10 protein-coding genes and 1 pseudogene are annotated in these 13,264 nt (G+C 32.0%); 7 read left to right on the top strand and 4 right to left on the bottom strand.

What is annotated here, in order from left to right:
* Positions 1-65: 65 nt before the first annotated feature.
* The gene (locus tag LL966_RS01200) at positions 66-329 is read right to left on the bottom strand and encodes a DUF2024 family protein (RefSeq protein ID WP_229349411.1); all 264 of its coding nucleotides are present in this window, start codon (positions 327-329) and stop codon (positions 66-68) included.
* A gap of 162 nt (positions 330-491) precedes the next feature.
* On the opposite strand from LL966_RS01200, the pseudogene LL966_RS01195 reads away from it, so the two are divergent.
* Positions 492-1,224 (top strand): annotated as a pseudogene (locus LL966_RS01195) (YggS family pyridoxal phosphate-dependent enzyme).
* 29 nt (positions 1,225-1,253) lie between these two features.
* Positions 1,254-1,967 carry an AAA family ATPase gene (locus tag LL966_RS01190; RefSeq protein ID WP_229349409.1) on the top strand — a complete coding sequence of 238 codons (714 nt, stop codon included), beginning with the start codon at positions 1,254-1,256 and terminating at the stop codon, positions 1,965-1,967.
* Between the two features lie 251 nt (positions 1,968-2,218).
* Here the strand turns inward: LL966_RS01190 and LL966_RS01185 are convergent, their stop codons facing one another.
* A complete protein-coding gene (locus tag LL966_RS01185) occupies positions 2,219-3,664 on the bottom strand; it encodes a glycosyltransferase (RefSeq protein ID WP_229349407.1) in 1,446 nt (481 codons plus the stop codon).
* 530 nt (positions 3,665-4,194) lie between these two features.
* Between LL966_RS01185 and LL966_RS01180 the strand changes: the two genes are divergently transcribed.
* Together LL966_RS01180 and LL966_RS01175 are read left to right on the top strand one after the other, a co-directional pair.
* Complete coding sequence (locus LL966_RS01180; RefSeq protein ID WP_229349405.1) at positions 4,195-4,644, top strand: response regulator; 450 nt, start codon at positions 4,195-4,197, stop codon at positions 4,642-4,644.
* 11 nt (positions 4,645-4,655) lie between these two features.
* Entirely contained in the window at positions 4,656-8,675 is a 4,020-nt protein-coding gene (locus LL966_RS01175) for a PAS domain S-box protein (RefSeq protein ID WP_229349403.1), read from the top strand.
* A gap of 100 nt (positions 8,676-8,775) precedes the next feature.
* Here the strand turns inward: LL966_RS01175 and LL966_RS01170 are convergent, their stop codons facing one another.
* Both LL966_RS01170 and LL966_RS01165 read right to left on the bottom strand, forming a co-directional pair.
* On the bottom strand, positions 8,776-9,189 hold the full coding sequence (locus tag LL966_RS01170; protein WP_229349401.1) for a lipocalin-like domain-containing protein: 414 nt from the start codon (positions 9,187-9,189) through the stop codon (positions 8,776-8,778).
* 111 nt (positions 9,190-9,300) lie between these two features.
* Positions 9,301-10,278 carry a hypothetical protein gene (locus tag LL966_RS01165; RefSeq protein ID WP_229349399.1) on the bottom strand — a complete coding sequence of 326 codons (978 nt, stop codon included), beginning with the start codon at positions 10,276-10,278 and terminating at the stop codon, positions 9,301-9,303.
* Positions 10,279-10,632: 354 nt separating this feature from the next.
* Here LL966_RS01165 and LL966_RS01160 point away from each other — a divergent pair, with 354 nt between their 5' ends.
* The 3 genes from LL966_RS01160 (at position 10,633) to LL966_RS01150 (ending at position 13,234) form a co-directional block, all read left to right on the top strand.
* Positions 10,633-10,818, top strand: a complete 186-nt coding sequence (locus tag LL966_RS01160; protein WP_229349397.1) for a hypothetical protein — start codon at positions 10,633-10,635, stop codon at positions 10,816-10,818.
* A gap of 85 nt (positions 10,819-10,903) precedes the next feature.
* Positions 10,904-12,559, top strand: coding sequence for a tetratricopeptide repeat-containing sensor histidine kinase (locus LL966_RS01155; RefSeq protein WP_317207116.1), 1,656 nt, complete (start codon positions 10,904-10,906; stop codon positions 12,557-12,559).
* 6 nt (positions 12,560-12,565) lie between these two features.
* Positions 12,566-13,234, top strand: coding sequence for a response regulator (locus tag LL966_RS01150; RefSeq protein ID WP_229349393.1), 669 nt, complete (start codon positions 12,566-12,568; stop codon positions 13,232-13,234).
* Positions 13,235-13,264 lie beyond the last annotated feature (30 nt).

Genomic DNA, 13,264 nt, shown 5'->3' with positions numbered 1-13,264 from the left:
TTGTCATTTTTTTTAAACCCTTTTTCAGAGAAAGATAAACTATGTTTCTATGTGTTTAAACTAAATTAATTACAATTTTCCATTTCAATAATAGAAAAACCATTTGCCCGAACCTGATTTTCAACTTCAATCGGAGCTTTATCAATGTGGCAGAAACGGCATTCTTTAGAAGATAAAGCTTGTCCTTCCTGATCTACACTTTTTAGGTAAATTTTACCATATTCATATACTTGTTGCGCATCATTAACATTTTCATCTACCAAAATATCAAAGTGCATAATTTTTCCATCTTTACGGGTTACATATGTATCCCAAACTGCTATTTTCATTTTCTTCTTTTTTAAGGTTCTAAGTTTCTAAGGAACTAAGGTTCTGAGGTTTTTACTTTGCAAATTTATATTGGTTTTGAAACTGTTAAATCATCCAGTTTTTTCATTTTTTGAGAGTTACTGGTCCAGTAAAATTTTGCAGTTTCGATTTAATTTTGCTTTATGAAAAACGAGATTATTTTTAATTTAATAAAGGTTCACCAACGCATCGAGGATGCTTGCAAAATTGCTGGAAGAAATCCTGCTGACGTACAACTTTTATTGGCGACTAAAACTGTTCCAGCTGAAAAAATAAGAATTGCGATTCAAGCTGGAGAAACTTTAATGGGCGAAAACAAAATGCAGGAATTACGAGATAAAGATTATGAGTTGAAAAATCTTCCTGTAGAACGGCATTTTATAGGACATCTTCAGACCAATAAAGTAAAAGATGTTTTGAAATATGTGACTTGCATTCAATCTTTAGATCGATTAAGTCTGGCTGATGAATTGCATAAACAGCTTAAAAATCAAAATAGAACATTTAGATGTTTTTGTTCAGGTCAATACTTCTTACGAAGAAAGTAAATTTGGTTTGGCACCAAAAGACGTTTTGTCGTTCATCAATAAAATAAAAAATTACGAAACCTTAAATATTAAAGGTTTAATGACCATCGGACTTTTAGATGTTGAAAAAGAAAAAATGATTCCGTCACTTAGACTTTTAAAAATAATTCGAGATGAAATTTATGCTGAAAAAATAGAAGGTTTACAAGATTTAAAACTTTCTATGGGAATGTCTCAGGATTTGGAACTTGCTATCGCTGAAGGTTCTAATATCGTGAGAATTGGCACTTCGATTTTTGGAAACCGATTTTTAGGAAAAGAAATATGGAATGAAAACATTGCAGAATAAAACTTAATTTTGCAGCAAATAAAATGCAGATGAACCTGAATGATCTTACCGTAATTGATAACGAAAAAATTGCTTTAGACGATTTATTTTTTAGTGAAGAAAATAAAGCAGCCTTACTTCAAATTATCAAAGAGCATCAATATATTGAAGAATTAAAAAAATACAATCTTAAAGTTGACAATAAAATTTTACTGCACGGAAGTTCTGGCTGCGGTAAAACGACAACGGCAAAAGCGATTGCGAATACTTTAAACAAAAAAATCATCATTGTCAACCTCAGCACTGTCATTGATGCTAGAATTGGTGAAACTTCAAAAAACTTAAAAGCCATCTTTGACAAAGCGATTCGCGAAAGAGCAGTTTTATTTCTAGATGAATTTGATCAGATAGGAAAAAGCCGTGACAGCGACGATAAAGATGTGGGTGAAATGAGACGTTTGGTCAATACTATTATTCAGCTTTTAGATTATTTTCCTTCTGATAGTTTAGTAATTTGTGCGACCAATCATTATGAAATAATTGACAGTGCTTTATTACGAAGATTTCAACTTCGTTTAAAGTACGAAATGCCTTCCGAAAGTCATTTGGATATTTATTACGATAAAATTTTAAGTGAGTTTCCAAAACAATTTCAAAACATTGAAAAACGTTATGCTATTTCGTATGCCGAAGCTTTGGATTATATTCATACTGCAATGAAAAAACAGATTATTGATTCGATAGAAAATAGTAATATTTCGTAGGAATAACTCGTAAGTAGAAAAAATATTATGTCGATTTAAATGTGTCCTGTAGGGACACTTGTTTTATACGCACTATTTATCTATTGCATTAATCAAACGTTCCTATGGAATGTACAACGATTTAATACATCTTTAATTCTACCGACGAGACATTCCTACGGAATGAATTGTTATAAATCAAAAAACCCGTTGCAAATGCAACGGGTTTTTCTTTACGGAGTTTTTTATATAGAATGAATAGTGTACAAATTTTATAATCCTCTTGTCAACCATCCTTTTTTGTTAGCTGTCGCTATCGCGTAAGGCGCAATCCAGAATAAACTGAAAGTGTAGAAAACACTATAAGAATAAGCCCAGAAAGACTCAGACAAGTTGTATCTTTTTGCGTAAAAGATCATAGAGAAACTTGAGAAAATTAAGATTCCTAAAAATGTAGAACTTAAAAATAATACTGGGTGTACAGCAATAAAGTAGAACATAAATAAGATAAATGGGTATGTCATTGCGATTTTAAAGAACTGGTTTAAGAATAACATTCTTGGACCAAATTTTGACTCTTTTCTAAAATCGGTAAAAACATATTTTGCCATCATTAAGTTTTCACGAACATTACTTCTCGCCCATCTAATGAACATTTTGTATAATCCTTTGTATTCTTCAGGAACATTTGTCAATACGACTGCATTTCTTTGAAATCTAACTTCAAAACCTTGTTTCAAAATCATATTTGTCAAAGCACGATCTTCTCCAATATCTGACGGTTCACCCATAAAAGTTTGGTTGATCCATTCTGGAAGACAGTTAAAAACTGCATCTCTTTTGTAAGCTGCCAAAGCTCCTGGCGTACATAATACAGAACCCAATTGACTTTCTGCAGAACGTTGAAATTCGAAACTCATTACAAAACTTACATTCAACATTTTTGGTAAAATAGCCGATTTGTTGTTTAAAACTTGAACGTTTCCAGCAACTGCACCACATTTTTCGTTTACTACAAACGGACTAACTAAGTTTCTTAAAGTATCTTTTTTCACGATAGAATCACTATCTACCGTTACAAAAATTTCTCCAGTTCCTAATTTGAATCCTCTGTACAAGGCTTGACGTTTTCCTTGGTTTTTTGGCTGTTGGAAAATCGTTACACGATCTCCTAATTTTGCTTTAGCTTCTTGCATCCAGTACCAAGTATCATCTTTACTACCATCATCAATAGCCAAAAGCTGTAATTTTTCTGCTGGATAATCACTATCTGCAAGACTTAACAAAGTATCCCAAACCAGTTTTCCTTCATTGTAAGCTGGAACGATGATTGTACATGTTGGCAACAATTCATCCGATACAGATTCGATTGGCTTATATTTTAAATACAAATAAGAGCTGTACAAGAAAACTCCTGTTTGATAGAAGAACAATAATGTTGTAATGATTAGAAATGGCAATCCCCAAGTTGAGGCTACTCTTTCGAAATGAAATTGTTCAAAATCATCTTGTAGCAAGAATACTGAACAGACTCCTGCAATCATCAAAAAGAATGTTGCAATGATAACTGCTAATCCAATTGAACTTTTTGGTCTTTCTACGTGTATTTTTTGTGTTTTTTCTTTAGTTCCAAAAATAGAACCAGTTAATGCTTTTTCGCTTATTACCGAACTACCGTTCGAGTAAAATTGTTTTGAGATGATTGTTTCGCTTTCCATGCTTATACTCCTTTTTAATTTCTTTTAATTTGGCTTTTATTAAAATCTTCTTCTTGTAATTAATTTGAAACTCGTATGGGGAGAAAAATTAAAAAACAGATATATCAAAGATTTTGACATTAACACAATTTGCAAGCGTCGTGCCAATACAGTTCTAAGCTGTTCTAGAGGCATTTAAGAAAAAGAGACCAAAAAATAGTGTATAATTATTTCACACTTTGTGGATAAGGTATACACAAAAATTAAAAAAAATAAAATTGAAAAGTGAGATTTTAAAAGGGATTCAGACATTTTAATCCCATCAAAAAAAGATATTCTAAAGATTAGAATAAAGTAAAAAAACAAATTCTTCGTGAATTATAAAAACGCTAAACTTGAAACAAAATTGTTTTTTATAAGGAAAAAAAGCTGTTTTTGTTCTTTTTCCTTTATAGATTAAAAAACATTATTCCTAAAATAAGGAAAGTTTTATATAAAAATGTTAAATTTATCAAGATAAAAAACAACAGTTAATTTTAGGAGACTAAAAAATGATTACAAAGCATTACAATCTTTTATTAGCAGATGATGATGAAGATGATTGCGATTTCTTTAGAGAAGCTCTCAGCGAAACAACAATCAAAGCTGAACTTTTTACAGTGCATGATGGGGTACAATTGATGAATTATTTAGAAAAGAATGGCTTGGAAAATTTTCCCGATGTCATTTTTCTTGATTTGAATATGCCTCGTAAAAACGGTATAGAATGTTTAACGGAAATTAAAGAAAATAAAGACTGGAAAAATCTTCCTATTATTATCTTTTCGACCTCACTAGACAACGAAATTGTAAATAACTTATACCAAAAAGGAGCTACTTACTATATTCGGAAGCCTGGAGAATTTTCTAAACTAAAAACAGTTATTGAAAAAGCATTAAAAATAGCATCTGAAAATAATTTCAAACAGCCCGAAAGAGCAAATTTCATACTCCAACCCTAAATCTTCTTTGGATGAACCGCAATAAAAAGGAACATTATTTTCTGTCCGAAGGAGGAGAAATGGGCAGATTAATTCGTTCCGAAGACTGGAGCAAAACACCTTTGGGTGATCCTGAGAAATGGCCTCAAAGCCTCAAGACTATGACGGCTATGATGCTTAGCAATCCATTTGGAATGTATATTGCGTGGGGAAACAATTATACACAATTGTACAATGATGCTTTTCGTCCAATTTTGGGTGCTACAAAACATCCAGAAGCTCTAGGTGGAAGTTCTCAAAAAACATTTGGCGAAATCTGGGATCAGATTGGTCCTATGTTTGCCGATGTTATGAAAGGAAAAGCCGTTAGTTTTCCTGATTTTAAAGTTCCGCTTCATCGTAATGGTTACACAGAAGATTGTTATTTCGATTTTTCATACAGTCCCATAAAAATAGAAGATGGTTCGGTTGGCGGTATTTTAGTAACCGTAATCGAAACCACAGAAAAGAAAATTGTTGCCGATGCATTGCAGGAAAGTAATGCTCGATTTGTCAACAACATTATGCAGGCTCCTGTAGCCATGTGCATTTTTAGAGGTGAAAACCATATTGTTGAAATGGCCAATGAACAAATGATGCAGCTTTGGGAAACTAAGGCAGAAAACATTATCAATCAGCCTATCTTTAAAGTTTTACCAGAACTTAAAAAACAAGGTCTTGGCGAAATTCTACAGAACATTTATACCGACGGAAAAAAAATTACTACCGACGAAATATTTGTTCAATTGCATCGCAACGGAAAAACCGAAAACACCTATATCAACTTCGTTTATGAAGCTTTACGAGAACCCGACGGAACAATTTCTGGTGTTGCTGCAATTGCGACCGAAGTTACCGCTCAGGTTTTGGCACGTTCTAAAGTCGAAGAAAGTGAGCAGAAAATAAGACAATTGGTAGAAAATGCTCCTTTTCCAATCGCAGTTTATGTTGGAAAAGAAATGCGCATTGAACTCGCCAACGAATCAATTATAAATATTTGGAGAAAAGGCTCGGATGTAATAGGGAAAACGTACAAAGAAATCCTGCCAGAATTACAAAATCAATCTATTTTTGAACAAGTTGCTACTGTATTTGAAACTGGGCAATCCTATCATTCTAGAAACTCTCGTGTTGATATTTTGATAGATAATGTATTGCAACCCTTCTATTTCAATTACAGCTTTACACCTTTGTATGATTTAAACGGTAAGGTTTATGCCGTTATGAATACCGCTGTAGAAATTACCGATTTATATTTAGCCAAACAAAAAATCGAAGAAAGTGATAAACGTTTCCGAGATACAGTTCGTCAAGCTCCTGTTGGAATCACGATTCTTCGCGGACCAGAATATATTGTCGAAATGGCCAATGAAGCTTATCTTAAACTTGTGGATCGAGAAGGACATGCATTTGTAGGCAGACCATTATTTGATTCGTTACCCGAAGTAAAAGATGCAGTGAGCAACCTCTTAGACGATGTATTTACAACTGGAATTCCTTATCACGGAAATGAAATGCCTATTCCACTAAACAGGCATGGAAAACAAGGAATTTGGTATTTTGATTTTCTTTATCATCCCTTAAGAGAAGAGAATGGTGAAATTACGGGAATCATTGTCACTGTTACAGAAGTTAGTGAAAAAGTAGAAGCCCGTAAAAAAATCGAACTCAACGAAGATCGTCTTAAAATTGTTGTTGAAGCCAGTGAATTAGGAACTTGGGAGCTGAATGTTAAAACTAGAGCCCCATTTTATTCACAAAGATATCTCGAAATTATTGGCGGATATACCGAAGAAGTTACTTTAACTCATGAAGAATTGTTGGCACATCTTCATCCAGACGATATGAATGTTAGAAACAAAGGTTTTAAAGATGCCTTAAACACTGGTATTTTAAACTATGAAGTTCGTGTCATCTGGAAAGATCAGTCGATTCATTGGATAGAAGGAAAAGGAAAGGTGTTTTATGATGAAAATAACGAACCTGAAAAACTAATTGGAACGATTAGAGATATTACAGCCGAGAAAAGATACCAGCAGAAAATTGAAGAGAGCGAGAAAAAATTGAGAAACCTCATCATGCAGTCTCCTGTTCCGAAAGCCATTTTGAGAGGAAATGATTTTGTCATAGAAATGGCCAATTTTGTTCTTTTAGAAAATATCTGGAAAAAACAGCAAACAGAAGTAGAAGGAAAAAATCTTTTAAAAATCTTTCCTGAACTTAAAAAACAGAAATACGGCAAATTATTAAAAAAAGTATATGAATCTGGTGAAGTTTATGCTGAAGCTGAATCTTTGCTTTTTATTAAAAATGAAAATCACCAAGATCAATTTTATGTCGATTTTGAATTTGCACCACTCCGCGAAAGCGATAATTCGATCTCTGGAATCAGAATGACGCTGATTGATGTTACGGAAAAAGTGGAAGCGAGAAAAAAAATAGAAGAAAGCGAAAAAAGATTCCGTTCTCTCACAGAAAGTATTCCACAGTTAATCTGGGAAACCGATGCGGAAGGCAACTCTTTATTTACCTCAGGAAAATGGTTTGAATATACCGGAATCGAACCTGGTCATGAAGGTTCTTGGGAAGCAATGATTCATCCTGATGATTTTGAAGAAAATGTAAAAGTCTGGAAGCATGCACTTTCTACTGGAGAAATGTATCGTTGTGATGTCAGAATGCATAGAAAAGATGGTACATACAGATGGCATACCGTAATTGGCGAACCAGTTTTGGGTCCAGACTATAAAATTATAAAATGGGTTGGGGCTTTTACCGATATTCATACCGAAAAGGCTTTTACTCATGAGCTTGAACAACAGGTTACAGCAAGAACGAGAGAATTAATTCAGATGAACGAATCGCTTAGAAAAAGCGAAGAACGTTACCACTTAATGGTTGAAGAAGTTCAGGAATACGCCATTTTATACCTTAGTGCACATGGAATTATTGAAAATTGGAATGCTGGAGCTGAAAAAATAAAGGGCTATAAAGCAGATGAAATTGTCGGAAAATATTTTTCTATTTTTTACACTAAAGAAGATCAGAAAAGTAAACTTCCTGAAAAACTTTTACAGCTCGCAATAGAAAACGGAAAAGTGGTTCATGAAGGCTGGCGTACTCGAAAAGATGGAAGTCTATTTTGGGCAAATATCGTAATTACGGCAATTCATAATAAACAAGATGAAATTATTGGTTTCTCGAAGGTAACGCATGATCTGACCGAAAGAAAAAAGGTAGATGATAAACTAAAAATGAATGCGTTGGAACTGGAACAGAAAAACAATGAACTAGAAGAAATGAACAAAGAACTTCAGTCCTTTGCTTATATTTCTAGTCATGATTTACAAGAACCGCTTCGAAAAATACAGACTTTCGCCTCGCAGATTATGGATAAAGAATCGGAAAGTTTATCTGAAAACGGAAAAGATAAATTTAGAAGAATGCAGAACGCCGCACAGCGAATGCAAACTTTAATTAATGATTTACTAGCATATTCTAGAACCAATATTCAAGAACGAGTTTTTGTCAAAACCGATCTTCGTCAAATTATAAAAGAAGTAAAAGAGGATTTAACTGAAGAATTAGAGCAAAAAAATGCTGTGATTGAGATAGAGAAAACTTCTCAAGTCGATATTATTCCTTTTCAGTTCAAACAACTATTGTACAATTTAATTAGTAATTCGCTAAAATTTTCTAATCCTAATATTCCGATTGTAATTAAAATTAAAAGCGAAATCGCATTAGCAGAAGAATTCAACAACGAAAAATTGATTCCGACTAAAAAATACTGTCATATTCAGGTTTCAGATAACGGAATTGGTTTTGAATCTCAGTACGATAAAAAAATATTCGAAGTGTTCCAGCGTCTGCACGGAAGAGACCGCTACAACGGAACGGGAATTGGACTGGCAATTGTAAAAAAAATTGTAGAAAACCATAACGGAATTATAACTGCTTCGGGCGTCCTAAATCAAGGCGCTTCCTTTGATATCTATATTCCGGTGAATTAAATTTCAATTAAAAAAAATGTATAAAAAAAACGGAAACTACTTTAAAGTGTTTCCGTTTTTCAATTTCAAAGCACATTGAAATTATCTCAAAACAAATTTCTTATCTACTGTAAACTGTAATAAAACCAGTTGTTTTGTCTTTTAATTTTAATTCTTTGTTTGTCAAATTCATGATATCACTAGTTGTAGTAACACCATTAATAGTTAACGTTAAATCGTTATGAGATCTTACGTAAGTTCCCGTAGTTTCAACTAAAGCACAATTGCTTCCATTATAATCTCCGTAAACTGCTGCATTACTCAATCTTAGATCTAAATAGTCAGTAGAACAACCAGCTTGATTAGCTGCTGCATCAACTAAAACTTCTTGTCCGCCAACAATTGATCCCGTTTGTCTTAGATTATATTTCCCTTGTAAAGGAACAATTGTTTCTCCTTCATTGTCATCACTGCTGCAAGATGTTGCAAAAAAACCGATGCTTAATAGTCCTAATAAAATTGCTTTATTTTTCATGGTAGATTTCTTGTTTTATTGTTATTAATTTTAATACTGCTAAATTAAATGTATAATCTTACAGAAATTTCCATGATTTTAGGATTATATTACATAAATCGCATTTTAATTTTATTTTCTCACATATTTATCAATAATATACTTCGTTACAGGTTTTAAAGCTTTTCCATTTTCAGGGTGATTCCCATGTGTATTAAAAAACTCAACCTTTTCTCCCACCTTGGCATACCAAACAACCGCTTTCTCATTTTTAAAAAAGGTAGATGTATCACAAACCTTAATTCTTCGAAGATTTATAATTCTTTCATCATAAGGTTCTGGTGAATTAAATGTTCCTATTCCTTGTATTTTCAAATCACAACTTACCTCTTCATAATGGTCGCCAGACCATTGTATACAATCTTTTTGTGACAAGGTTAAATAAATGATTAAACCTAACCCGAAGAGAACAGCTCCGATTGCTAAATATTTTAATTTATTAGATTTTGGTTTATTATCCATTTTAACAAAAGTTGATATAGCAGTTCGAGTCTTTTTTAGTTCTTCACCTTGAACTGATTCTAATTCTTCACTTTGAATTTGATCAGGTTCTTTATTATCAATATCTATTTCTGAATCTGTAAATTCTTCTTCAACCTCATCAATTAAATTACCGAGATCTATTTCTACATTAGGCTTGGTATTATTCTTTAACTCATTATAAATTTCCAAGTCCTCATCATCAATTTGTTTTCTAAACTTATTAAAAGGTCTTGGCTGAAAATCTACTAAAATTGCAGCCATATCGACAACTTCGATTTTATCTGGATCTGTTTCTCCTTTAAAAAAATTTTCAATTGGTCGAAAAGGATTAGTTTCTTTCTTAAATTTTTTCTGTGAATTAATATCAAAGGAAATTCCAAGAAGAGAATTAAAAACATTCAAATCATTTGAATGCATATTATTATTCGTGAATTTTTCCCAACATAACTTATTCAGTTTTCCTCTTGTTGGAGCATTCAAGAAAAAAAAATCATCACCGTTTTTTGCTTCTTCGTATTTCTCTTTAACGGCTTTTTTATATAAATCTTCTAAAGTATTGTTATACATAGGCTCTATTTTTTTTGGTCATTTTAAGGATTTTAAAGGAATTTTAGGGATTGCCGAAAACTAAATCGGAAATCCCGGAAATCCATATAAATACAGCTCAAAACCCCATATAACTTTGCCTCAACAAAATTAGTTAATGTTTTGATCTGCAGGTCAAAAACAAATGTACAAAACTAGTTCAATTACAAAGTGCGGAAAACCGTAAGGCGGATTCTATTCCGGGAAGTATAGATGAAAATCTTACTGTCGTACGCACTTCACTTCCCAAGCAAAATTTGGTATTGCCATTTAAAAAACAACCTGGAAAAGATCTAGGCAGCAATACCCATGTTTAATTTTTTAATCCTAAACACGATGAAAACTTTATATTTATTGGGAGCGTGCGCGCTACTTTCACTTACATTATTTTCTTGCACTGCTGAAGAATTCGAAACAGCTGATGGCAAAACTGAAATTAAAAAAGATATTAATCAATTAAAGGCTGATGGCCCAGACGATGGCCAAATTGTGGTTCCAAAACCACCAATTAAAAATCCTTAATTTAAGTATCTTAATTTATAAATAATTATTATTTTCGGGGAAAGTAACTCTTATGCTACGATCCCCATTTTTTTATTTTCTTATTTTGGCAGCGCTAATTTCTTGTACAGAAAAAGCAAAAATAGACTTAGATGCTAAAGAAATAATAAAAGAAGCTATATCTCTAAGAGATAAAGGAGAATTAAACTTTCAAAATAAAAATTATAATACTGCTTTTTACAATTTCAATAAATCTAAAATAGCATTTGAAACTGCGAAGGATAGTGCCAACATTGTTTACAATCTAATCCAAATGGCTTCTATTCAGCAAATAAACGGAGATTATTATGGAAGTAAGGAAACATTAACAGAGGCGCTCCAATACATTAAAAAGAAAAACATTTACAGCGCCGCAATCAATAATTCTTTCGGAATTGCCGATAAAGAACTTTCTCTTTATAATGATGCTCTTTTTTATTATAATGAAGCTATTAAGGATTCTGATGATGATATCTCAAAATTATCTCCCCTAAACAATATTGCAGTAATTCATATTCGGCAAAAAAAATATGATAAGGCAATTGAAATTTTAGAATCCATTCTATCTCAAAGCCAAACTTCTGAAAACATAAAAGGAAGGGCTCTGGATAATCTCGGCTTTGCTTATTTTAAAAAAGGAATGCCTGAAAAAGGAATTCACTTTTTAAATGAAGGTTTAAACTTGAGAATAAAAATTAGTGATGAATATGGAAGCATTGGAAGTTATCTTCATCTTGCCGAGTTTTATTCAAAAACCAATATTCAAAAGTCAAACGAATATGCGCAAAAAGCCTATGAACTGGCAACAAAATCTAATAGTGTCGACGAACGTTTAAAAGCACTTTCTTTATCCATTTCTAATAATGCAGGAACTCAATACGCTCAAAATTATATTTCGATTAATGATAGTATTATCAATATTAGAAACAACTTTAAAAACAAATTTGCAAAAATTAAATACGATTCTAAAAAAGAAAAAGACGAAAACCAGAAACTCCGTTTAGAAAAGGCAGAAAATGAATTAGCTCTTCAAAAAGCACAATACCAAAGAATATTTTTCACAATTGGTATAGTGGGTCTTTTTTTATTGCTAATATATTTGAGAAAAAGATACGAAAACAGAAATCGAATAGAAAAAATAAAAACTGCTTACGATACCGAAACACGAATTGCCAAAGACATTCATGACGAATTAGCAAATGATGTTTTTAATACAATTACATTTACCCAAACTCAATCCCTGATAGCTGACCATAACAAAGATACCTTACTTCAAAAACTAGATCAAATTTATGCTAGAGTTCGAGGTATCTCAAGAGAAAATAATGATATTGATACTGGTATAAATTATTCTAATAATTTAAAAGACATGCTTTCTACTTATAACAGCAACAAAACAAATGTTCTTATTAATAGCATAGAAAAGGTAAATTGGGAATTAATTGAAGATTTAAAAAAAATTACAATTCAACGAATCTTGCAAGAATTAATGGTCAACATGAAAAAGCATAGTGAAGCTTCTGTTGTTGTTGTAAAGTTCGAAAATAGTGCAAATACAATTTTTATAAACTATTCAGACAACGGAAAAGGCTGCGAAAAAACAAAAATTATAAAAAATGGTTTACAAAATATGGAAAACCGTATTTCGGCTATAAAAGGAACTATTACTTTTGAAACTGAACCTGATAAAGGTTTTAAAGTAAAAATAACAATGCCTAAATAAAAGCCTATGTTTAAAAAAGTGATAATAGCCGAAGATCTTGATGCAATGAATTTAGGAATTCAACAAGTTTTAAAAGATTTAAATATTATAGATTTTCAGCATTCTAAATTTTGTGATGAAGCGTTTCTAAAAGTTCGCGCTGCCATTCAGAAAAATGAGCCTTACGATTTGTTAATAAGTGATCTTTCATTTAAAACAGACCATCGCAAGTCTGAAATTTCTAATGGAGATGAACTTATTCAAAAAGTGCGTGAGTTGCAGCCTAATATTAAAATTATTGCTTATTCTGTAGAAGATAAAAGTTACCGCATTAAATCTCTTTTTGAAAATGCAGATATTGATGCTTTTGTTTTGAAAGGTTTAAATAGTATTGACGAGTTAAAAAAAGCTATTAATTTAATTTCGATTTCAGATCAAAAATTTATTTCTCCTGAAGTTGCTATGGCATTGCAGGAAAAAAGCAATTTTGAAATTGATGATGTCGATATTAAAATCTTAAAATACTTATCTGCAGGAACTTCTCAAGATGAAATTATTGAGATTTTTAAAAGCTCGAATGTCAAACCAAATAGCAAAAGTGCTATGGAGAAAAGACTGTCTAAACTTAAGGACTTTTTTAAAGCCAACAATACGATTCATTTAGTTTCGATCGTAAAAGATATGGGGATTATTTAAATTCCTTTTACCTCATTTTAAAAGCTCCTT

It is taken from the genome of Flavobacterium chungbukense, assembly GCF_020805785.1.
In the GTDB taxonomy this organism is placed as follows: Bacteria; Bacteroidota; Bacteroidia; order Flavobacteriales; family Flavobacteriaceae; genus Flavobacterium; species Flavobacterium chungbukense.
This window is presented reverse-complemented; position numbering and strand designations above follow the sequence as displayed.